The following is a 21,470-nucleotide window of genomic DNA, read 5'->3' on the forward strand; positions in this document are numbered from 1 at the left end:
AAGCGGTTTCTTTTTGGTTGGCATACATGCACCTCTTACTCATGTTATGCCCGAACACAAAATTTCTGACAGTCCCCTCAGGTAACACGTCAAGGCGGCACCCGGGAGGCGTCTGTCGCGGCGACGGAATGTTTGCGTGGCGCAGCGGTCCCAGCCTGGTAAGCCCCCATCATTGAAGGAGCACCCATGAAATCCAGATCCCTCGCTGCCTGCCTGCTGGTCGCCACCAGCCTGTCCACCGCCAGCTTTATCGTGCAGGCCGGTGACACCCCACAGGAAACCGTACAACCTTCGAACATCAATACCCGTGACTTGAAAGAAGGTGACCGTGCCCCGGATATCCTGATGCGCAAGGAGTCGGCCGTCAGCGACTGGAAAAAGCGCGGTCTCAAACAGCCTGAAGAAGACAGCCAGTGGGCGCGGGTAGGCGATAAGTTCGTGCTGCTCAAAACCACCAACGGCACCATTCTCGAGATCACCCCTGTCAAGAAATGACCTTGCATTTGTGCCCTGTTCCTGAGTTAAGGTAGCCGGCTGAAACGGCCGTGTTACCTTCAAGGAAAGAGAGCAGGATGCTTGCGACAATAAGAAACTACCCCCGCACTGTTAACCTGTTGCTGTCCGCCACATTGCTGCTCACGCTGGCCAAGGCAATCACGTTTCCCTACCTGGTGATCTACCTCACCCACCATTTTTCCCTCGACATCACCCAGGTTGGCCTGGTGATCGGCAGTTCGTTGATCGTCGGCTCGCTGCTCAGTGTGTATGGCGGTTTCCTGGTCGACCGTATCAACAGTTATCGGTTGTTGCTGACCTTCAGCGTGCTATTTGTGCTGGGCTTTGTCGGTACTGTTCTGGCCCAGAACATCTGGGCGTTCTACAGCTGCCTGATCCTGATCAACCTGGCTTATGCGGTGATCGATATCGCGGTCAAGGCCGGTTTTGCCAGCCTGTTGCCCGAAGACGCCCGCAGCGAAGTGTTTTCCATCAAGTACACCCTGACCAACATCGGTTATGCGGTTGGGCCCGCTTTCGGGGCGGTGCTGGCCAAGCTGGATATCAGCGTGCCGTTTATCCTTTCGGCGCTGTTGGGGGTAGGGTTTTTCCTGCTGTATTGGCGCTGGGGCGACCGTACCCTGGCCACCGTTGATGCCACGCAAAAGCCGGTGCCATTCCTTGCCGTCGGGCGAGTACTTTTAAGGGATCATCGTCTCGTGTGCTTCACTCTCGGCGGTGTACTCAGTGCCGTGGTGTTCGGCCAGTTCACCGCGTGGCTGTCGCAATACCTGGTGACCACCACCACCGCCGAATACACCTACACCGTGGTCAGCGCCGTGCTGACCACCAACGCGGTGTTGGTGATTGCCCTGCAATACCTGATTGGGCGGCGTATATCGCACCGTTACCTCGGCCAGTGGCTGGTCGCGGGCCTGGGCATGTTCATGCTGGGGATCATCGGGTTTGCGCTGTCCACCAGCGTACTGTGGTGGGTGCTGGCGATGGCGGTGTTCACCGTGGGGGAGATCATTGTGTTCCCGGCCGAATACATGTTCATCGACCGGATAGCCCCGGACCACTTGCGCGGCATGTACTACGGGGCACAGAACCTGTCCAACCTGGGCGCCGCGCTGGGGCCGGTGTTGTGCGGGCTGGTGCTGGCCAGCCTGCCGGCCCATTACATGTTCTGGATGCTGGGAGCGTTTATCGTCGGGGGCGGGGTGTTCTACTTTATTGGGGCGTCGTTGAAGGCAAGTCATCCAGCGTGAGCTTGCCCATGGTGTTGCTCTGCAGTTCGTAACGCAGCTCTTCCACCATCTTTTCCACTTCTTGCGGGGTCTGCAGGCGGTTGGTGCTGATCCCGGTGACGACCAGGTCGACCCGGCCGGTTTCGGCGTCATAGACCTTGAGGGTCAGGGACGCATCCCGGCACAGGGTGAACTCGCACGTCAGCGGCGACAGGCCTTCTTCGATGCAGTTTCGCAGTTGAGAGAGGGTAAACATGCGGGTTCCTTCAGGCATTCAGTTTGATACCTTGAAGGTTATTGACTAGCCGTCGCCGCAATAAGGCGAATTCGCACTAGGTGCACTAGTGCATTTGCACTGTCACGGCTTGTTCTTGACCCGCAATTCCCCGGCGAACAGCCCGCGTTCACGGGCCCAGACGATGGCAGCGCTGCGGCTGTGCACCCCCAGTTTGGAGTACACCGTGGCCACATGATTACGCACGGTGTTGGGCGCCAGTTTCAGGCGCGAGGCGATCTCCTTGTCGGCCAGCCCCTCACAGATCAGGCCCAGTACATCGCGCTCGCGGGCGGTAAGGTCGGTAAAGGCCACGTTCGTTTGGCTGGCGCTGTTGACGCTCTTGGCGTTGGCCAGTTTTTCGATCAACGTCTGGCTGAACCACGAGGCGTCCTGCATCACTTCCTCGATGGCCGCCACCAGCTCCAGCTCCGAGCGTTTGCGTTCGGTGATGTTCATCATCACCATCAGGTAGCAGGGCACGTCCTGGATGATCACGGTGTCGGCGGAGACCACGCAGTCGATCACCTCGTTGCCTTTCTTGCGCACCTTGAGGTCCTGGCCGTCGAGGTTGCCGGCTTTTTCCAGGCTGGCGAACAACTGTGCGGCAGCCTGGGGGCTGTCGATAAAGTCGATGTCCTCGATCGATTTGCCGATCAGCTCTTCACTGATGTAGCCGGTGATGCTCATGAAGGCTTCGTTGATATCCACCACCTGGCGGTTACCGGCGCTGCACACCAGGGTCGGCACCGGAGTCAGGCGGAAGGATTTGGCGAAGCGCTCCTCACTCTGACGCAGGGCAATTTCCGCTTTGCGCCGTGGCTCCAGGTCCATGAAGGAAAACAGCATGCAGTCCTCTTCGTTCATGTCCAATGGCTGGCCAGCAACGATTACCAGCTTGCTGCCGCCTCCGGGCAGCCGTAGCTCCGCCTGCATCTGCGGGATGGTCGCGCCTTCGCCCAGGCGCTGGATGGCCAGGTCCTTGCGTTCGGCCTGTTCCAGTACATCCAGTTCATACACCGATTTGCCGATGACCTGGTCGCGGTTGTAGCCGGTCATCTCCAGGAAACCCTGGTTGACCTTGATATAGCGCAGGTCGCTGAGGCGACAGATCACCGCCGGCGCCGGGTTGGCATTGAAGGTTTTTTCGAAGCGCTGCTCGGCGCTGGCCCACTCGGTGGCGTCGCTGAGGATCAGCACCAGCAGTTCCGGTTCACCGTGGGAGTCGGTGATCACCAGGCTGCGGAGGCGGTGCACCCAGGTTTTTTCTTCGTCGGCGGTGGGCGTGACTTCCACCACCACGTCGCTGAACTCATCGCCCGCCGCGGCCCGGGCCAGCGGGTAGTTGTCTGTCTGCACCGGGTGGTTGTTGCGGTAGCGCAGGGCAAAGCGTTCGGCGTATTGCTGCCCGTTGGCCCCCAGCCCCATCACGTCACCCACGCCATGCATGGTCAGCGCGGCCTCATTGGCCCACAGGATGGTCTGGTCGACCTCGGCCAGAATCACCCCGTCGGACAGGCCGGAGATGATCTGCTGCAACTGGCGGCGGTTGGTTTCCTTGGCAAGCACATCCTGGGTCATAGGTCTTCCTGAGAGTGGGCGCATGGAATTACGACACCTATGGCTCAGGATAGTGCAGGTGCACCAGGCGCAGACCTGCGTAAAATGCCCGTTTCATACGTATCAGGCACAGGTGCATTTTGAGCGCAGGCAAAGCCGTCGGACTGTTGTTACTCACCTCACTGCTGACGGCGTGCGGCACCTCGCCGCCACGTACGCCAAATGATCTGTGCGGCATCTTCCGCGAAAAAGACGACTGGTACGACGCTGCCAAAGTCACGCAAAAACGCTGGGGCGTACCGATCCAGGTGCCGTTCGCGATCATGTATCAGGAGTCCGGCTTCCATCAGGACGCCTTGGCCCCGCGTAAATACCTGCTGTGGATCATTCCCTGGGGCCGCGTCTCCACCGCCGCCGGCTACGCCCAGGCCAAGGACGAGGTGTGGAACGACTACCGCAAGAGCACCGGCCGCAGCGGCGCCAGCCGCCAGGACTTCGACGACGCCATCGACTTCGTCGGCTGGTACATGGACAAGACCTACACCATCAACGGCGTCTACAAATACGACGCCTACGGCCAGTACCTGAACTACCACGAAGGCTGGGGCGGCTATCGCCAGCGCACCTACGCCGCCAAGGCCTGGCTGCCACCGGTAGCCAGCAAGGTACAGGCGCGGTCGCAGATGTATGCGGCGCAATATGCGCGGTGCAAGGATGACTTGGGGCGGGGGTTCTGGAGTCGGTTCTGGCATTGGTTTTAAGGGGCAGCCCTTTCAAGGTCTTAAGGTCACAGGCGGTAAGTACCCTGTGGCGAGCGGGCTTGCCCCGCGTTGGGTCGCGAAGCGACCCTGGAGGAAGGAATGCGGTGAATCAGGCACTCCTCGGCCGCTGGTTTTGGGGCCGCTTCGCAGCCCAACGCGGGGCAAGCCCGCTCGCCACAGTTGCAGTGACCGCCCTATTGGGAGGGTATCGTGAAGAGCACAGCGTGGGGATGAGCTACATCTGAATCAACCAACCCACCAAAGGCACTATCATCAGCGTACTCAACGCCATTGAGGTGACATTGCCAATGTACGGGTGAAAGTGTGCGGGCAAGCGACCTGCAATTGCACAGGCCAGTGGCGGCGCGATCAAAGCCCCGAGCAGTGCACTTGAACCGATGACGGTCCAACTGCCACCGTGGGTCAATACAGCCGCCGGGACCACTGAGACCAGTGGAACGTAGGTCGGATACCATCCGCGTTTCTTCCACTGTTTTCGCCAGATCGCGACACCCAGTGCCGATGTCAGCGCCTGGGCCGCTATCAGGGGCAACACCAGGCCTGATCCATACGCCGGGCTGATCGGGTTCAGCGCATAGGCTACCAGTACACCTGCCAGCAACCCGAGACTGGCAAGTTCGTTCCCGAAAAAAGGCGCTTCGGAAAAATCTGCGAGCACCCGACGCAGACTCCAGGCAATACCATAAGTGGGGGGCGGGGCGGGGGCCGGTTTGGCGAGGGCTATGTAATCAGAACTCACCAACGACGGCACTCGGCGACAAAGTACAAACGCAATGACGCTGCCGAGTGCCATGCCCACCACGTTGCCGATCACCACTGGAAGACCCAGTGGAACGCATACGAAGTTCACGATCAGCAGACAAAGGGGGGTCACCAGCAATGCGCCGAATACCGCACCGTTTACGGCAACTTTCCAGCCGCCGCCGAACATCAGCACCATGGCTGCCGGTAACGAGACGAATGCCGCAAACGTGGGTTGCCACGTTTGTGCGGTGACGCTCCAACCCCACAGAAGATTGCTCAACATCAGCCCCAGCAGTGAACTTGTCACCAACCAAGGCCATAGCCCTGTTCCGTAGGAAATAGAAAACCCTTGCCAGGCTTTACCGTGCTTGCTCGCCCACCATGCAAGGTAGGCGCCGCCCAACAAACCGAGCGATGCCAGTTCGTGCTTGTAGAAGGCTACTTCACTGATATCCCCGACTATCCACCGCAGCCAGGCAACGGGATGGGGCAGGCTTGTGATCATCTCGGTATAGCCCGGCCAGGACCACTGGTTGCTAAGTGCAACCCAAAGCATCAATAGCACGCTGGCTAATCCCAACATCAGGACGGTTATATCGGCCATGGACCGGCGGGGCCTCGTTTCTGTAATGAGTGTTTTCATACAGAGCCCTCCGATCAGCGTGGAAGGGCAGGGTGGCGGGAGTAGCCAAGCATTTGATCGTAGAGATCATTGCGTCGATCACGCTGCAGGTCATTAAGGCTGTTCCAGATCGGAGCACTGCGGGCGCTGGTGATATCAATGTCGGCGAACAGGATTTCCTGGCGATTGGCTGAAGCTACCGGGCCTATAGGCCAGCCGTTGGTTCCGGCAATCAACGAGCATCCGAGGTAGCGCGCTTCCCGCTCTTCGCCAATGCGGCTGGCGGCAGCGATAAACACGTTATTGACGTGGGCGGCGGTCATCGTCAGGTACGACGCCATGCATTTGCCTGCCTCATCGAACAGGGGCGGAGGCGTCCACACCCAGTTGTTCAGGCTGCAAATGATATCGGCGCCCTGCTGGCTGAGAATACGTGGCACCTCCGGGAACCAGATATCCCAGCAAATCAGCAAGCCAATGCGGCCTATCGGCGTTTCAAATACTGGAAATCCGCTATCACCAGGCGTGAACCAGAGCTTTTCCAGGTTCCATAGATGTGCCTTGCGGTATTTGCCGATGAACCCATCGGGACCTAGCAGCACAGCCGTATTGAATAACTGCATACCGTCTATTTCGCACAGGCCCGCCACCAGGTACACCTGGTGCTTGCAGGCAAAATCTGCCCACGCCCGCACACTATCGCCGCCTGGTATCAGCTCTGCATGATCAAAGGCGTCCTGGCGGCTGCTGAAGAAATACCCGCAATTGGTAAGTTCGGGCAGTACGATCAGATTCGCTCCACCGTTTGCCGCCTCGGTCGCCAGTGCAAGACTTTGACGCAGGTTGTTGGTTCGGTTGTTCATGCCAACCTGAGGGTCCAGTTGGATGACGGCTACGCGGGCGGGGCTTGCTGGTTCGCTCATGGCGGTGACCTCTTATTGTTATGCAACCGGGAGTCGGTTGGGCGTTTATAAGAGGCGAACAAATGTTTAATTAAAAGTCAGGTGATTCCCGTTGCGTTGTAGTCTCTTTCTTTTACGGTTCAGCTTTGTAGAGTGGGTAGTCATGCATCGTAAAGTCGCCATTGAAATCGGCTTGGGTTTTACTGCAAATGTTTATCACGGTATCAATTGCTCCCCTGAAGCAAGGTTCCGTCCAACCCGCATCTACGGAGAAAGATTCACCGCAGAGATACAAACCTGAGGTGTGAGAAAAATCTCGATTGTACTTCAGTAGCTTCATGGCGTCGTAATAAGTACCTGCACGATAAAGTTTTGCACAGCCAAGGGAGTTTTTATCATTCATCCACCGTTGAACCACCGCGTTATCGCGTCCGATATACGGTGATATTCTTTCCTTTATATTGGCAGATTTCAAAAGAATTCTGTCGAGGTCTTCGATGCACCGGTCAACCAGTTCTTTGTCAGTAAATATCGATAGTTTGGTAGCGTCGTCTTCCCATGTGTAGCTGAGAAGGATGCAATCGTAGGTATTGGTAGCGTTGTAGCGGTAAGTGTATACGTCATGAATCAAGCTATCTGTGACGATGGCTTGAGGGATTTTTTTATTTTGAGAGAGAAACGACTTTTTGAGAGGTGCGTACACCTTGCAGCTGGTTTCCCAGTGGGCTGACTTATAGGCTTCTATGACTTCAAATGGAAGCATTTCCTGGCTGAAGTTTTCAATTGATATGTGTGTTTCGATCAGCCACGAAGGCAGTGTCATTACCACAGAGTCGTAATCGATGAACTCTTTCTTTGCCTGTTCTTTTTGTGTGATGTTCCAGTCGAAATAGACCCGTATTTTCCCGTTCTTTAGTTTCTTGAGCTTTGTCACTGCACTGCTGGTCATGAAACCTGAATGACTTTTTATGAGGTGCTCGTATAGAGACTCATGTGTTTCTTGGGATTTGATGAAAAGGAGTGATTCGGCCAGTGAACCAAGGCCGATGTAGGTGGGTTTGTTGAATGCAAGGCCTCTTGAATCCAAGGTCTCTGGATGATTCAAGTAAGGCGATGCTATCGGTTTACCGTCCACGTCTACGCGCCCGTGGATTAATTGCAGATGACTGCTGAATCCAAATATCGCCGTGCGAAGTGGGTAAAGCGAGCATACGTCATAGAATGCCCCCCAACTGCCGTCACCAATGCCGATGGCGTAGAAAACAGCGGATTCCTGTGCGGTCATACCCAAACCACCGAAGTTTCCAGGGTCGCTGTGGTGCCAGCCATCAAGGCTTGGCATTTTTACCAATTCGCGGAAGGAAACACTTTCATATTTTTTGACGATTGAATTCCACATGTGCTCCCAGCCTTCACAACCGTAATGCTCGGAGACAATCAGCGTCATTCGCTCGGCGAAGGTTTTCCATTTTGCGAAAACACTAGCCAGTGTTTGACCGGGAGGCGGTGTTTTGCCATCAGTATTTTTCCAGATAAGCATTGTGGGTTCGGTGCTGTCATCTATGCTCCCTTCACGTAGAAATATACCCGTGGACCGGACTGCAGGGCTGCCTGGGTTGGGAAAGTCTGTATGGCGCAATTCGAACTCGTTGGCGTAATAGGCCATGAGTGAACGCCCATCTTTAGGCAGTTCGTTTGATTTATTGAAGAACGGCATTCTCATTGCGCCCATTTCGAAAGGTGGTCTTCCAACGGTATCGGTATTGTTATTTCCAAGGGCCGTAAGGTGCCTGCCGCCTATACGTTGTGACTTTTCAATTAACGTTATGTTTGTGAAACCACATCGGTAAAGTTCACGTGCAGTTGTCAGTCCAGTAATGCCAGCGCCAATGATGCAAATTTTATGATGTGGCTCAGTGGCTTGGGCAATGCCATTAAATTGTTCCACCAAGGTGCGGTAGTCAAAACATAAGTCTGGTGGGTTTGGAAAGCTGGCCGCCCATTTGCTCTTGCTGGAGCGCTTTTTTCGATGAGCGTGTTGGGCTGTATCTGCGGGGTAATTAAAGGTGGAACCGATGGTCATTCTGATATTTCCTGTTCAGAGTTAACGGACTCTGAAAGGATGGATGTGAGCGCTGCTGGCCAGAAATAGGTTGCAGTTGGGTTTTGATGAGGGAAGTTCGTATTTTTTTGTAGGGGCGGTGCAAAAGATTTAGAGTGGGAGAGCATGCTTCACCCTTAACGACAGAGTATTACGAGCGAGGCTGCATGCACTCCAGTGAACGAGAATGGGCAGTGACCGACGAAGACTAGCCACGTGATTTGAGCGGCGCAAGCGGTTGGGATTCTTTCGGAAACGTTCTGCGAGATAAAGGGAAATGTCACTGACTTGAGGTGTGTCATCTCTCCAATATTCCGTATGGCGCCATAAGATCAAGGCGCAAAAACTGACATTAGTTCTCTGGCGCAAAGGTCTCGCACATCGTCATCATCACGGCACGCAAGCTTGCTTGAGGGGTAGCGGGCTTTTTTCATTGGTGTGTCATGTGTGTACAAAAAACGCATTGCCATTTAGCGGTGTGTAATATGCACACCTAAAGGTGGGCGATGAGAAGTCGAGAGGTGATTGACCTGTTGGTTGCAGATGGTTGGGTGGCGGTGAAGGGGAGTCATCACCAGTTCAAACACCCTGTGAAGCGGGGAGAGTAACCGTCCCTCATCCCAAGTCGGAGATTGCAGTATTTTCAAGTCAGTGCGGTTTAATGCCTCTTTGCCGGAACACCTGTTGCAACGCATTGATGAGCGTGTGCAGAAGGACCATCGCTATGCATCGCGGTCAGGGTTCTTGGCGACTGCCGCAGTGCGCGAGCTTTCAGCGTAAACCAACTCAAGCAAACACTATCTATCCAACGGATTCCCCATGAGCCCCGAAGAACTCCAAATCACCGACATCCGCCCCGGCACCGGCAAAGCCGTGGTCAAGGGCGCGCTGATCACCACCCAATACACCGGCACCCTGGAAGATGGCACGGTGTTCGATTCGTCCTGGGAACGCGGCAAGCCGTTCCAGTGTGTGATCGGCACCGGGCGTGTGATCAAGGGCTGGGACCAGGGCTTGATGGGCATGCAGGTCGGCGGTGTTCGGACCTTGTTCGTGCCGGCGCATCTGGCCTATGGCGAGCGGTCGATGGGCGCGCATATCAAGCCCAACAGTAACCTGCGTTTTGAGATTGAGTTGCTGGAAGTACTGACGCGGGATGATTGAGACCTCCTGGATAAGCACTTCCTGAACCCTCCCTGAAGAATCTTCTTATTCACCATACGGAAACTTTCCTACGGTTTACTCTCCCATCATCGGGGCGTAAGCTTCGCGCGTTTTCATCAATAGCGGAGACCCTCAGTGGGTACTTGTTCGAGTGACAGTAGTCGGCCGGTTTCAGTAACCGGCACAGGCTTGGCAAGGTAACGCGCATTTTTCCGATGCCGTTGTCTCGCCACTAAAAGCGAGAAGCGGCATCCCGGCAGCGGCCAGTCCTGGCACCTGCCCGAATCCCTCTCATCGACGCTGACCAGCACCCGGTTCACCTCGGGATGCTACGGACGCGCCTGTCCTTTGCGGCAGGCGGGCCAAAGTGGCTGTGCCTGTAAACAGGGCGCGGCGCACAGGGCAGTACCTGCACGACGGTTTTTTCCTCGCGCAGGAGTAACACCATGAACCTCACTCTGCTCAAAGAGTTCTTTGCCGGCTTCCTGCGGACCCGGCACATCGCCCGGCATTTCCGCCGCCTGGCGATGCTCGAAACCGTGACCGACGCCAGCGTCAGCCGCGAAGTGCCGCCGACCCTGGCGCAAACCCTGGTGGTCTCGGCCAACAGCAGTGCCGTGCAATTGCTCGGTACCCTGGGCAGTCACGCCGAGGGGTTGAATACCCAGGAAGCCGACGCCCTGCGCGTGCAATACGGCCTCAACGAAGTCGAGCATGAGCAGCCGCTGCCTTGGTGGGTGCACCTGTGGCACTGCTACAAGAACCCGTTCAACCTGCTGCTGACGTTGCTGGCGGTGATCTCGTGGCTGACCGAAGACATGAAGGCCGCCACGGTGATTTTCTCCATGGTGGTGCTGTCGACGCTGCTGCGTTTCTGGCAGGAGGCCAAGTCCAACAAGGCTGCCGATGCCCTCAAGGCGATGGTGAGCAACACCGCCACCGTGCTGCGTCGCGATGAAGCCAAGCGCATCGAACTGCCGATCAAGCAATTGGTGCCGGGCGACCTGATCGTGCTGTCCGCCGGTGACATGATCCCCGCCGATTGCCGCGTGCTCAGTGCCAAGGACCTGTTCGTCAGCCAAGCGGCGATGACCGGCGAATCGATGCCGGTGGAAAAGTTCGCCCAGCAGCAGGACGCCAAGACCCACAACCCGCTGGACCTGGAGAACATCCTGTTCATGGGCACCAACGTGGTGTCCGGCGCGGCGACGGCGGTGATCCTGACCACCGGCAACAGCACCTATTTCGGGGCGCTGGCCCAACGTGTAACCGCCACCGACCGTGCAACCACCTCGTTCCAGCACGGCGTCAACAAGGTCAGCTGGTTGCTGATCCGCTTCATGTTCGTGATGGCGCCGCTGGTGCTGTTCATCAACGGCTTCACCAAGGGTGACTGGACCGAAGCGCTGTTGTTTGCGCTGTCGATTGCCGTGGGCCTGACCCCGGAAATGCTGCCGATGATCGTGACCTCCACCCTGGCCAAAGGCGCGGTGTTCCTGTCGCGCAAAAAAGTCATCGTCAAGCGCCTGGACGCGATCCAGAACTTCGGCGCCATGGACGTGCTGTGCACCGACAAGACCGGCACCCTGACCCAGGACAAGATCTTCCTGGCGCGCCATGTGGACGTGTGGGGCGAAGAGTCCGATGACGTGCTGGAAATGGCCTACCTCAACAGCTACTACCAGACCGGCCTGAAAAACCTGTTGGATGTAGCGGTGCTGGAGCACGTGGAGGTGCATCGCGAGTTGAAGGTCGGCACCGCGTTCCAGAAAATTGATGAGATCCCGTTCGACTTCAACCGCCGCCGCATGTCGGTGGTGGTCGCCGAACAGGGTCAACCGCACCTGCTGATCTGCAAGGGCGCCGTGGAGGAAATCCTCTCGGTGTGCAACAACGTGCGCCATGGTGAAACCAATGAGGCGCTGACTGAAGAGTTGCTGGCGCGCATTCGTCAGGTGACGGCAGCGTTCAACGAAGAAGGCCTGCGCGTGGTCGCCGTGGCCGCACAGCCGATGGCACCAGGGCGCGATACCTACAGCCTGGCGGATGAGAAAAACCTCACGCTGATCGGCTACGTTGCCTTCCTCGATCCACCGAAGGAAAGCACCGCGCCCGCGCTCAAGGCGCTGAAAGCCCACGGCGTCGCCGTGAAAGTGCTGACCGGTGACAACGAACTGGTCACCGCCAAGATCTGCCGCGAAGTGGGCCTGGAGCAACAAGGCCTGCTGATGGGCAACGACATCGAGGACATGACTGACGCCGAACTGGCCAAGGCCGTGGAAACCACCAATGTGTTCGCCAAGCTGACGCCAAGCCACAAGGAGCGCATCGTGCGCCTGCTCAAGGCCAATGGGCATGTGGTGGGCTTCATGGGGGATGGCATCAATGATGCGCCGGCACTGCGTACTGCCGACATCGGTATTTCGGTGGACAGTGCGGTGGACATCGCCAAGGAAGCAGCCGACATCATCCTGTTGGAAAAGAGCCTGATGATCCTGGAGGAGGGCGTGCTGGAAGGCCGGCGCACCTTCGCCAACATGCTCAAGTACATCAAGATGACCGCCAGTTCCAACTTCGGCAATGTGTTTTCGGTGCTGGTGGCCAGTGCGTTCATCCCGTTCCTGCCGATGCTGCCGATGCATTTGCTGGTGCAGAACCTGCTGTATGACATTTCGCAGATTGCGATCCCGTTCGATAACGTCGATGACGAGATGCTGAGCAAACCTCAACGCTGGCAACCGGGAGATGTCGGCCGTTTCATGCTGTTTTTCGGGCCGATCAGTTCAATCTTTGACATCACCACGTTCGCACTCATGTGGTATGTCTTCGATGCCAACACCCCCGACCACCAGACCCTGTTCCAGTCCGGCTGGTTCGTGGTGGGGCTGCTGACCCAGACGCTGATCGTGCACATGATTCGCACCCCGAAGATTCCGTTCCTGCAAAGCCGCGCGGCGATGCCGTTGATGGCGATGACCGGCGTGATCATGGCGGTGGGGATTTTCCTGCCGATGGGGCCACTGGCGCACTACTTCAAATTGCAGGCGCTGCCGTCGCTGTACTTCGTGTTCCTGCCGGTGATCCTGCTGGCATACATGGCGCTGACCCAGGCGGTGAAGGGGTACTACATCCGTAAGTTTGGCTGGCAATGAACAGGGAAGATTTCCTATGCAAGCAATCAACAACATCAACCTCGAATCCCTGGTCGACACCCTGGTCAGCCTCACCGCAGCCTTCATCCTGGGTGGCCTGATCGGTTTTGAGCGTCAGTACCGCCAGCGCACGGCGGGCCTGCGCACCAACGTGCTGGTGGCGGTGGGCGCGGCGATTTTTGTCGACATGGCCAGCCGGCTCGGCGGTGCGGAAGGTGCGGTGCGGGTGGTGGCCTATGTGGTGTCGGGCATCGGCTTTCTAGGTGCCGGCGTGATCATGCGCGAAGAAGGCAATGTGCGCGGGCTCAACACGGCGGCCACCCTCTGGGCGTCGGCGGCGGTGGGCGCTTGCGCGGGTGCCGACCTGGTCCTCGAAGCGCTGCTGGGCACGCTGTTTGTGCTGGCGGCCAACACCTTGCTGCGTCCCATCGTCAATAACATCAACCGTCAGCCACTGGACGTGGTGTCGGCGGAAGTCACCAACATCTTGTACGTGGTTGCCCGGCGTACCCAGCAAAAGGCCGTTCTGGCTTTGCTGGAGGCCGAGCTGGCGCGCTGTAACTACCCGGCCAGCGATGTGGATGTGCGGCCTTTTGGCACGGAAGAAGTGGAAATCGAAGCCACCCTGGCCGTGACCTCGGTAGACGGTGATGAGCTGGACGCCCTGGTGGCGCGAATCTCGATGTCGACCCTGGTGGTGCAAGCGTTCTGGAGCCCCAGTACCACCGAGTAGTCCCCGCCTGTCAGGCCTTGCCCCGCGCTCAGCTGGTCATGCTATGACTAGGAAAAGTCCTACAAGCATTGGAGACTATCCCTTCATTTGACCGGACACGCCGTTGTTAAGGTTGCGCGCTTGCGTCTTCCCAGGAGGCAGGGCGCAGCTCTACGTGTTTAGCGTGTTCTATCAAAAGGAGGGGTCTGTACTGCCTGAGGTGTCATGCAGAGTAATCAGTACCGTTTGTCGGAACTGTTACTTTTCACAGGTAGATAGGTCCCGTGTGATATGTAAGCGTACTGATCCCTCGGGGAGTCTTATGAGCAAAGCTTTAATTGTGGACGATCACCCTTTTATCCGCGCCACCGTGAAGTACCTGTTGAAGCAGGAGGGCTTCGATACCATCTTTGAAGCGGGCAACGGCGCCGACGCCATGCAGATTGCTCGGGAGGAGCGCCCGGATCTGGTTATCCTCGATCTAGCAATGCCAAAGCTTGGTGGGCTGGAGGTGATCAGCCGGATAAAGGCGCTGGGACTGCCCTGCAAGATCCTGGTGCTCACGTCCTACCTGGCGGTATTTTTCTCAACTCGCTGCATGCGTGCCGGGGCCATGGGCTTTGTTGCCAAGACCGGTGAACTGGACGAATTGCAAAAGGCGATCAGGGCCATCAGGGCCGGTTACAGTTGCTTCCCGAGCACGGCCACCAGTTCAGTTCGCCGCGACGATTTGCAGACCACCGAACAGGAGTTGGTGGAGGCGCTGTCCGACCGCGAATTGACGGTACTGCAAAAACTGGCGCTGGGCCTGGGCAACAAGGAAATCGCCGAGGATATGCTGTTGAGCCACAAGACCATCAGCACCTACAAGACCCGCCTCAAAGAGAAGCTGCGCATGTCCTCGGTGGTGCACCTGTCCAAGTTTGCCCAGCGCAATCATCTGATCTGAAATGACCACCTCCCGGCTGGTGACATTCACGGCCATCCTGCTGATGGGGCTGTTGCCCTGTGCAGCGATGGCCCTGGACGAACCGCATGCCCTTCGACTGCTCGGCCATTCCACCCTGGAGCACCCAACAGTAGCGCTGGATGAAAGCGACTGGCAGTGGTTGCGCGAGCGCCGCAGGTTGGTGATGGGCGTGTCGGCACCCGACTACGCACCGTTCGACCTGAGCAACGACAACGATTTTGAAGGCATCACGGCTGACTACACGTGGCTGATCAGCCTGATCTTGAATGTACCTATCGAGGTTCGGCGCTACGACACCCGTGATGAAGTGATCGAGGCGCTCAAGCTGGGCGAGGTGGATTTGGTGGGGTCGGCCAATGGTTATGAGGCGGCCGACAAGGCGTTGGTACTGTCGCGTTCCTACGCCAATGATCAACCGGTGCTGGTGACCCGCACGGGTGAAAGCCATTCCTTGAGCGCCGACCTGGCCGGCAAGCGCGTGGCGATGCTCTACCACTATATGCAACCCGAAGCTGTCCAGGCCTTTTACCCCCAGGCGCAACTGTTGTTGTACGGTTCGACTCATCAGGCTATCGGCGCCGTGGCTTTCGGCCAGGCGGATGTCTACCTGGGCGATGCCATCAGCGCCCGCTATCTGATCAACAAGAACCACCTTAATAACGTGCGCATGGCAGACTTTTCCGCGCTGGAGGTCAACCCGTTCGGGTTCGCGTTTACTGCCGACAACCAGCGTCTGTTGACGATCATCAATGCCGCGCTGGCTGTTATCCCGGCCAGCCAGCAGATGGAAATCCTGCGTCGCTGGAGTGCCGGCGGCAGTGGGTTCCTGGAGGCTGACCGATTACGCTTGAGTGACAGCGAGCAGCGTTGGCTGGAGAAGCATCCCCGGGTGAGAGTGGCAGTACTGGATAAGTTCGTGCCGCTGTCATTTTTCAATGAGCAAGGGCAGTTCATGGGGTTGAGTGACGAGGTATTGTCGCGGATCAGCTTACGCACGGGCTTGAAGTTCGAAGTGGTGCAGGGCAGTTCGCTGCCTCGGCAAGTCGACGAGGTCAGCGCCGGCCAGATGGACATGCTGGCGGTGATTACGCCCAGTGTCGAGCGTTCCGAAAAGGTGCGCTTTACCCGGCCCTACCTGTCCAATCCCTATGTGCTGGTGGTGCGCGCCGGCGACGAGCGTCTGCTGACTCTGGAGGACATGCCTGGCAAACGCCTGGCGTTCATTGGCGGCAACAGCCTCGCCGCGCAGATCGCCCGGGACTATCCAGGGATCGAGTTTGTCGACGTCGAGAACCCGGAACAGGCCATGGAATGGGTGGCCAAGGGGAGTGCCGACGCGACAGTCATTTCATTGATCAGCGCACGCTACATGATCACGCGCAACTATCGCGATCGGCTGCGTATCACCAGCACGGTGGGTACGGAACCGGCGCGGATTGCCTTCGGCGTCAACCGCAGCCAGTTGGAGTTGTATTCGATCCTCGAGAAGGCGTTGTTGAGCATTACGCCGGAAGAGATGGACGAACTGACCAATCATTGGCGCAGTGAAATCATTATTGAAGACAGCTACTGGGTCAGTCATCGCAACGTGATTATCCAGGGGTTTGGCCTGGCCGCGCTGTTGTTGCTGATCACCCTGGGCTGGGTGTTCTACCTGCGCAACCTGATTCACAAGCGTGCCCAGGCCGAACGCGCCTTGAGCGACCAGATGCGCTTTATGAGCGTTCTGATCGACGGCACGCCTCACCCGATTTATGTGCGCGACCGCCAGGGGCGCTTGATGGCGTGCAACAACGCATACCTTGACGTGTTCGGCTTCAAGCTGGAGGACGTGATCGGCAAGACTGTTGTGGAGACCGATACGGGCAACCCGCCCCAGGCCCAGTCGTTCCATGCGGACTACCTGGACTTGATGGAGCGCGGTGAGCCACAGATTCATGACCGAGTGCTGAAGGTGCCCGGTGGCGGTGTGCTGACGATTTACCAGTGGATGCTGCCGTACCGTGATAGCAACGGCAACGTGGTGGGCATGATTGCCGGCTGGGTGGACGTGAGCGAGCGCCAGCGCCTGTTGGGTCAGTTGCGGGAGGCGAAGGAAGACGCGGACGCCGCCAACCGTGCCAAGACCACGTTCCTGGCGACGATGAGTCATGAGATCCGAACGCCGATGAACGCAGTGATCGGCATGATCGAACTGGCGCAGAAAAATGCTGAGCAGGGGCACGTCGATCGAGATGCGCTGGAAGTGGCATCGATGGCCTCGCGCAGTTTGCTGGAGTTGATCGGCGATATCCTGGACATTGCGCGAATCGAAACCGGTCACTTGTCCCTGACTCTGGAGCCGGCCAACCTGCACGAGCTGTTGGCCTCTGTGGCGCGGGTGTTCGAAGGGCTGGCGCGGGATAAAGGCCTGTCGCTGAACGTAGAGCTCGACCCGATGATCGACCGACTGGTACTGATCGATCCGTTGCGCTTCAAGCAAGTGGTGTCGAACCTGTTAGGCAATGCGATCAAATTTACCTACTCTGGCCAGATACGCCTGTGTGCCCAAGCCGCATCGGTGTTGGCCGGTGAGCATTTGAACCTGCGGCTCTGCGTGGAAGATGCGGGGATTGGCATCAGTGCCGAAGATCAGCAGCGTTTGTTCAACCCGTTTATCCAAGGCAGCAATAACGAGCAATCGGCACGCAGCGGCTCGGGCCTGGGGCTGGTGATCAGCCGTAACCTGTGCGAGATGATGGGCGGCCAACTGCACCTGAGCAGCGTGCTGGGCAAGGGGACGCGGGTGGATGTGACACTGGCACTGGCGTTGACCACGGCAGCACCGGTTGGCTCACCGGTCCCCTGTGTTCCTGCCACGCAGGCATTGCAGCTTCTGGTGGTCGATGATTATCCGGCCAACCGCTTGCTTCTGGCTCGACAGTTGACCTTCCTGGGGCATCAGATCGTTACAGCCGAGGATGGCGCCGAAGGCTTTGCACGTTGGCAAACCGGGCATTTTGATGGGGTGATCACCGACTGCAATATGCCTGTCATGGACGGCTACACGTTGGCGCGTGATATTCGTGCCCAGGAACGGCAACGTGGCCTTGTGCCCTGCCTTCTGCTGGGATTCACCGCCAATGCCCAGCCGGAGGAGGTCGAGCGCTGTCGACAGGCCGGTATGGACGGTTGCCTGTTCAAGCCGACGGGGCTTGACGATCTACGTGCGGCCTTGGCGTCGCGCACGGCCAGCGCTGTAACGGGAGAAGCCAAAGCGCAATTTGATTTGAGCTCGCTGGTGATGCTGACAGGCGACGACGCGGCCGTGCTCAACGAGTTGCTGGCACCCTTGCTCATTAGCCTTGCAGAGGACCTCCGAATGCTGTCGACCCTGCAGGACCGGGCCGATTTCGCCAAGTTGTATGACCTGGCCCATCGTGTCAAAGGCGGTGCGCGCATGGTCAAGGCCCAGGCGCTGATCACCTGTTGCGAGGCTTTGGAGGATGCGTGCGAAAGGCGCGACGGCGATGCGGTGGCGGTGGCGGTTGCGGCATTGAGCGTGGCTATCGATGGTTTGCATCATGACCTGAGCCAGTACTGCAAGCAGGCTTGACCGAAGCGGGCAGCCGTTCGGCGAATTTGGGAGAACTCCTACATGGAACGGGAACAAGCCTGATTTTGTCGTCGGTATATGTCTGGAGAATGGGCCTCGCTCACTGACGAGCACTGCCTGCCCAGGGGTTCGCCATGCCAAACAAAGCACTGACCATCCTGATTGCCGATGAGCAACACCTGCAACGCCTGTACATCGAAAAAATGCTCAACCAGTTGGGTTATCACCGCATCGTACCGGTGCAGACCTTCGAAGAGGTCCAACTGCTCACCGCCATTCCGGCACAGCCTTTCGATGTGCTGATCATCAACGCGGGGCTGGCGATCCACACTTGCGGTCCTCAACCCCAGGTGCATCATGTGCTGGTCTATGACCACCTGGACCTGGGCCTGTCTGCCGACGCAACGCCGGCGGTGCTGGTACGCCTGCCCGGTGTGCCGGACAACGTCAATCTCGAACACTTCATGGACATCATCGACCCACCCGCGGCCGCTACGGGCCTGCGCGTACTGCCGTGGCTGCGGGAATTATCCCGCACGCCTGTGGCCGGGGTTTAGTCCCACTGGGGGGCGATACCCTTGGGGCTGGTGAGGCGATGGCCGCGTTCCAGCTCGGCCATCTGCGCCATGTCGGCAGGGCTCAAGGTCAGTTGCAGGGCCTTGAGGTTGCTTTCCAGGTTGGCGCGTTTGGTCGACGAAGGGATGACTGCATAACCCAGTTGCATCGCCCAGGCCAGTGTCACTTGCGCCGGGGTCGCCTGATGGCGCTCGGCGATTTGTCGGATCACCGGGTCCTTGAGCACTTCGCCGTAGGCCAGGGTCATGTAGGACGTGATCTGGATACCGTTGGCGGTGGCGAAGTCCACGACCTTGCGGTTTTGCAGGTAGGGGTGCAGCTCGATCTGGTTGGTGGCGATATTCTCCGCACCTACTGCCGCAATCGCTTGTTTCATCAGGTCGACGGTAAAGTTGGAAATGCCGATCCGGCGGGTCAGGCCCAGGCGCTTGGCCTCCAGCAACTGGCCCATGAATTCGGCGACAGGCACCTGGTCTTCCGGCGAGGGCCAGTGGATCAGGGTGAGGTCAAGGTAATCGGTTTTCAGTTTGCGCAGGCTCTCGCGCAGGCTGGGAATCAACTGGCCTTCGGCGAAGTTGGCGATCCAGATCTTGCTGGTGATGAACAGCTCATCGCGCGGGATGCCACTGTCGGCAATGGCCTGGCCAACATCGGCTTCGTTCTCATAGATTTGCGCGGTGTCGATGACGCGGTAGCCCAGCTCGAGGCCGGTGCTGACGGAATCGATCACCACCTGGCCTTGCAGACGGAAGGTGCCGAGGCCAAAGGCCGGAACGTTTTGCGTAGTGGACATCAGTAACTCCTGAAGGGGGGTGAACAATGGAGTCGAGTATCCGCCTGTCGTTCCTTCGGAAAAACCGTCGAATCCGAAAAGGACTCTTTACCGCAGATCACGAATTTACTGGGGGGGATGGGTGTCGCCGGGCTACCGCGACTGATGTAGAGTCGTGCTGCCGACTCAACCCAAGGAAATCGCCGCATGACCCAGGAATCCCGTTTCTCCCGGATGGACCCGGAAGTGCGCAAGGCCCATCTGGTCCAGGCCACGCTCACCTGTCTCAAGCGCGATGGTTTCCAGGGTGCGTCGATTCGCAAGATCAGTGCCGAGGCCGGGGTGTCGGTGGGGCTGATCAGCCATCACTATTCGGGCAAGGATGAGCTGGTGGCCGAGGCCTATCGCACCATCACCGACCAGGTCATGGGCCTGTTGCGCGCGACCATGGCCAAGGCGCCGCCGAACCCTCGGGAGCGCCTGTCGGCGCTGTTCCAAGGCTCGTTTTCCGCCGAACTGCTCGACCCGCACCTGCTGGACGCGTGGCTGGTGTTCTGGGGCGCGGTAAAGACCGCACCGGCGATCAACCTGGCGCACGAGCATTCCTACGGCGAGTACCGCACTATCATGCGCTCCGCCCTGACCGACATGGCCAGGGAGGAGGGCTGGAAGCACTTCGACGCCGACCTCGCCGCCATCGGCCTGAGCGCATTGCTCGATGGGTTGTGGCTGGAGTCGGGGCTCAACCCCGGTACGTTTACGCCCGAACAGGGCATCCAAATCTGCGAAGCCTGGGTGGATGGCCTGCAGGCTGGCGGTCGCCAGCGTTACCAGCTCAAACCCTGAGCCTTCTCCAGCCACCTGAACGCCAGGTTCAGGCAGGCCGTTTCCCTCCTGAAAAAATTTGCTGTTGGCTGATTGCCTTCTTGCTGAACACTTGTTTAGTATCGCCTCATGTCGCACCCCTCAGGCCAAATAAAACAATTCGAGGACGCCATGACTGCCGAATCGCCCGTGCTCACTCATGTAGAAGCTGGTGTTGCCTGGATCACCCTCAACCGTGGTCCGCAGCGCAACGCTCTGGACATCCCCACCCTCAAGCACCTGCATGCCTTGCTCGATGCCTTCAATACAGACGTCGCTGCGCGCGCGGTGGTATTGACCGGTAATGGGCGAAGCTTCTGCGCCGGTGCCGACCTGGCCGAGTGGGCGGATGCCGAAGCTCGCGGTGCCCTCGAAACCTACGGCTGGACCGAAACCGCCCACGCGCTGATGACGCGCCTGCACACTCTCGATAAACCCACGATTGCCGCGATCAACGGCACCGCCGTCGGTGCGGGCATGGACCTGACCTTATGCTGCGACCTGCGCATAGCGGCCCAATCGGCGCGCTTCAAGGCTGGTTACACCCGCATGGCCTACTCGCCGGACGCGGGCGCCAGTTGGCACTTGCCGCGCCTGATTGGCAGCGAACAGGTCAAGCGCCTGTTGTTTCTCGACGAGCTGTGGAGTGCCGAGCGTGCCTTGGCCGCGGGCCTGGTCGGTGAAGTCGTCGCCGATGACCAGCTCAATGCCTACACCACCGAACTCGCCACACGCCTGGCCAACGGCCCGACCTTCGCCTTCGCCCAGACCAAGACCCTGCTGCGTGAAGGTGCCGGGCGCAGCCTGCCCGAACAGTTGCAGGCCGAACGGGCGGCCGGCCTGTTGTGCGGGCGCAGTGCCGATGGCGCCGAGGCCTTGCGCGCGTCCGTGGAAAAACGCCTGCCGACTTTTTACGGCCAATAACACCACCACCT

17 protein-coding genes and 2 pseudogenes are annotated in these 21,470 nt (G+C 58.4%); 13 read left to right on the forward strand and 6 right to left on the reverse strand.

Annotation, left to right across the window (positions count from 1 at the left end):
• The first annotated feature begins 186 nt into the window (after positions 1 to 186).
• Entirely contained in the window at positions 187 to 495 is a 309-nt protein-coding gene (locus AC3WP7_RS28880; protein ID WP_092249723.1) for an RcnB family protein, read from the forward strand.
• A 77-nt stretch (positions 496 to 572) separates the two neighbouring features.
• Entirely contained in the window at positions 573 to 1,766 is a 1,194-nt protein-coding gene (locus AC3WP7_RS28885; protein ID WP_092249726.1) for an MFS transporter, read from the forward strand.
• Here the strand turns inward: AC3WP7_RS28885 and AC3WP7_RS28890 are convergent.
• Entirely contained in the window at positions 1,729 to 2,001 is a 273-nt protein-coding gene (locus AC3WP7_RS28890) for a DUF1652 domain-containing protein (RefSeq protein WP_071489650.1), read from the reverse strand. The two genes, AC3WP7_RS28885 and AC3WP7_RS28890, sit on opposite strands and share 38 nt — an antisense overlap.
• Positions 2,002 to 2,103: 102 nt before the next feature.
• Positions 2,104 to 3,600: a PAS domain S-box protein gene (locus AC3WP7_RS28895; protein WP_102593293.1), complete on the reverse strand. Its 1,497-nt coding sequence runs from the start codon at positions 3,598 to 3,600 to the stop codon at positions 2,104 to 2,106.
• Positions 3,601 to 3,719: 119 nt separating this feature from the next.
• Between AC3WP7_RS28895 and AC3WP7_RS28900 the strand changes: the two genes are divergently transcribed.
• Positions 3,720 to 4,340 (forward strand): transglycosylase SLT domain-containing protein, encoded by a 621-nt coding sequence (locus AC3WP7_RS28900; RefSeq protein ID WP_093513792.1) that lies wholly within the window; start codon positions 3,720 to 3,722, stop codon positions 4,338 to 4,340.
• A gap of 235 nt (positions 4,341 to 4,575) precedes the next feature.
• Here AC3WP7_RS28900 and AC3WP7_RS28905 read toward each other — a convergent pair whose 3' ends face one another.
• The 3 genes from AC3WP7_RS28905 to AC3WP7_RS28915 all read right to left on the reverse strand — a co-directional run bounded on the left by AC3WP7_RS28905 (position 4,576) and on the right by AC3WP7_RS28915 (position 8,712).
• Entirely contained in the window at positions 4,576 to 5,748 is a 1,173-nt protein-coding gene (locus AC3WP7_RS28905) for a hypothetical protein (protein ID WP_170856120.1), read from the reverse strand.
• A gap of 14 nt (positions 5,749 to 5,762) precedes the next feature.
• Positions 5,763 to 6,650 carry a nitrilase family protein gene (locus AC3WP7_RS28910; RefSeq protein WP_092249731.1) on the reverse strand — a complete coding sequence of 296 codons (888 nt, stop codon included), beginning with the start codon at positions 6,648 to 6,650 and terminating at the stop codon, positions 5,763 to 5,765.
• A 112-nt stretch (positions 6,651 to 6,762) separates the two neighbouring features.
• Positions 6,763 to 8,712 carry a flavin monoamine oxidase family protein gene (locus AC3WP7_RS28915; RefSeq protein WP_102593148.1) on the reverse strand — a complete coding sequence of 650 codons (1,950 nt, stop codon included), beginning with the start codon at positions 8,710 to 8,712 and terminating at the stop codon, positions 6,763 to 6,765.
• Between the two features lie 524 nt (positions 8,713 to 9,236).
• Between AC3WP7_RS28915 and AC3WP7_RS28920 the strand changes: the two are divergent.
• From AC3WP7_RS28920 to AC3WP7_RS28955, 8 genes and pseudogenes are all read left to right on the forward strand, one after another.
• Positions 9,237 to 9,364, forward strand: a pseudogene (locus AC3WP7_RS28920) (type II toxin-antitoxin system HicA family toxin); the annotation flags it as partial.
• An 11-nt stretch (positions 9,365 to 9,375) separates the two neighbouring features.
• Positions 9,376 to 9,510 (forward strand): annotated as a pseudogene (locus AC3WP7_RS28925) (type II toxin-antitoxin system HicB family antitoxin); the annotation flags it as partial.
• 39 nt (positions 9,511 to 9,549) lie between these two features.
• The gene (locus AC3WP7_RS28930; RefSeq protein ID WP_092249737.1) at positions 9,550 to 9,894 is read left to right on the forward strand and encodes an FKBP-type peptidyl-prolyl cis-trans isomerase; all 345 of its coding nucleotides are present in this window, start codon (positions 9,550 to 9,552) and stop codon (positions 9,892 to 9,894) included.
• Between the two features lie 446 nt (positions 9,895 to 10,340).
• Positions 10,341 to 13,046, forward strand: a complete 2,706-nt coding sequence (mgtA, locus tag AC3WP7_RS28935; RefSeq protein WP_093528963.1) for a magnesium-translocating P-type ATPase — start codon at positions 10,341 to 10,343, stop codon at positions 13,044 to 13,046.
• Positions 13,047 to 13,062: 16 nt separating this feature from the next.
• Entirely contained in the window at positions 13,063 to 13,779 is a 717-nt protein-coding gene (locus tag AC3WP7_RS28940; RefSeq protein WP_092249743.1) for an MgtC/SapB family protein, read from the forward strand.
• A 301-nt stretch (positions 13,780 to 14,080) separates the two neighbouring features.
• The gene (locus AC3WP7_RS28945) at positions 14,081 to 14,707 is read left to right on the forward strand and encodes a response regulator transcription factor (RefSeq protein WP_092249746.1); all 627 of its coding nucleotides are present in this window, start codon (positions 14,081 to 14,083) and stop codon (positions 14,705 to 14,707) included.
• Between the two features lies 1 nt (position 14,708).
• Complete coding sequence (locus AC3WP7_RS28950) at positions 14,709 to 18,323, forward strand: transporter substrate-binding domain-containing protein (RefSeq protein WP_102593147.1); 3,615 nt, start codon at positions 14,709 to 14,711, stop codon at positions 18,321 to 18,323.
• Between the two features lie 134 nt (positions 18,324 to 18,457).
• A complete protein-coding gene (locus AC3WP7_RS28955; protein WP_092249752.1) occupies positions 18,458 to 18,880 on the forward strand; it encodes an ANTAR domain-containing protein in 423 nt (140 codons plus the stop codon).
• Here the strand turns inward: AC3WP7_RS28955 and dkgB are convergent.
• Positions 18,877 to 19,692, reverse strand: a complete 816-nt coding sequence (gene dkgB / locus AC3WP7_RS28960) for a 2,5-didehydrogluconate reductase DkgB (RefSeq protein ID WP_092249755.1) — start codon at positions 19,690 to 19,692, stop codon at positions 18,877 to 18,879. The genes AC3WP7_RS28955 and dkgB overlap by 4 nt on opposite strands.
• A gap of 186 nt (positions 19,693 to 19,878) precedes the next feature.
• Between dkgB and AC3WP7_RS28965 the strand changes: the two genes are divergently transcribed.
• Together AC3WP7_RS28965 and AC3WP7_RS28970 are read left to right on the forward strand one after the other, a co-directional pair.
• Positions 19,879 to 20,517: a TetR family transcriptional regulator C-terminal domain-containing protein gene (locus tag AC3WP7_RS28965; RefSeq protein WP_092249758.1), complete on the forward strand. Its 639-nt coding sequence runs from the start codon at positions 19,879 to 19,881 to the stop codon at positions 20,515 to 20,517.
• Between the two features lie 150 nt (positions 20,518 to 20,667).
• Positions 20,668 to 21,459 carry an enoyl-CoA hydratase/isomerase family protein gene (locus tag AC3WP7_RS28970; RefSeq protein WP_102593146.1) on the forward strand — a complete coding sequence of 264 codons (792 nt, stop codon included), beginning with the start codon at positions 20,668 to 20,670 and terminating at the stop codon, positions 21,457 to 21,459.
• The last annotated feature ends 11 nt before the right edge of the window (positions 21,460 to 21,470 follow it).

The sequence above is a fragment of the Pseudomonas sp. FW305-3-2-15-C-LB1 genome (assembly GCF_058787615.1).

What these genes read in the sequence shown, in the direction of transcription:
- AC3WP7_RS28940 (WP_092249743.1), top strand. Translation starts at nt 13,063, where the DNA reads ATGCAAGCAATCAACAACATCAACCTCGAATCCCTGGTCGACACCCTG.
- AC3WP7_RS28930 (WP_092249737.1), top strand. Translation starts at nt 9,550, where the DNA reads ATGAGCCCCGAAGAACTCCAAATCACCGACATCCGCCCCGGCACCGGC.
- AC3WP7_RS28910 (WP_092249731.1), bottom strand. Translation starts at nt 6,650, where the DNA reads ATGAGCGAACCAGCAAGCCCCGCCCGCGTAGCCGTCATCCAACTGGAC.
- AC3WP7_RS28945 (WP_092249746.1), top strand. Translation starts at nt 14,081, where the DNA reads ATGAGCAAAGCTTTAATTGTGGACGATCACCCTTTTATCCGCGCCACC.
- AC3WP7_RS28955 (WP_092249752.1), top strand. Translation starts at nt 18,458, where the DNA reads ATGCCAAACAAAGCACTGACCATCCTGATTGCCGATGAGCAACACCTG.
- mgtA (WP_093528963.1), top strand. Translation starts at nt 10,341, where the DNA reads ATGAACCTCACTCTGCTCAAAGAGTTCTTTGCCGGCTTCCTGCGGACC.
- AC3WP7_RS28915 (WP_102593148.1), bottom strand. Translation starts at nt 8,712, where the DNA reads ATGACCATCGGTTCCACCTTTAATTACCCCGCAGATACAGCCCAACAC.
- AC3WP7_RS28970 (WP_102593146.1), top strand. Translation starts at nt 20,668, where the DNA reads ATGACTGCCGAATCGCCCGTGCTCACTCATGTAGAAGCTGGTGTTGCC.
- AC3WP7_RS28905 (WP_170856120.1), bottom strand. Translation starts at nt 5,748, where the DNA reads ATGAAAACACTCATTACAGAAACGAGGCCCCGCCGGTCCATGGCCGAT.
- AC3WP7_RS28895 (WP_102593293.1), bottom strand. Translation starts at nt 3,600, where the DNA reads ATGACCCAGGATGTGCTTGCCAAGGAAACCAACCGCCGCCAGTTGCAG.
- dkgB (WP_092249755.1), bottom strand. Translation starts at nt 19,692, where the DNA reads ATGTCCACTACGCAAAACGTTCCGGCCTTTGGCCTCGGCACCTTCCGT.
- AC3WP7_RS28965 (WP_092249758.1), top strand. Translation starts at nt 19,879, where the DNA reads ATGACCCAGGAATCCCGTTTCTCCCGGATGGACCCGGAAGTGCGCAAG.
- AC3WP7_RS28890 (WP_071489650.1), bottom strand. Translation starts at nt 2,001, where the DNA reads ATGTTTACCCTCTCTCAACTGCGAAACTGCATCGAAGAAGGCCTGTCG.
- AC3WP7_RS28885 (WP_092249726.1), top strand. Translation starts at nt 573, where the DNA reads ATGCTTGCGACAATAAGAAACTACCCCCGCACTGTTAACCTGTTGCTG.
- AC3WP7_RS28880 (WP_092249723.1), top strand. Translation starts at nt 187, where the DNA reads ATGAAATCCAGATCCCTCGCTGCCTGCCTGCTGGTCGCCACCAGCCTG.
- AC3WP7_RS28950 (WP_102593147.1), top strand. Translation starts at nt 14,709, where the DNA reads ATGACCACCTCCCGGCTGGTGACATTCACGGCCATCCTGCTGATGGGG.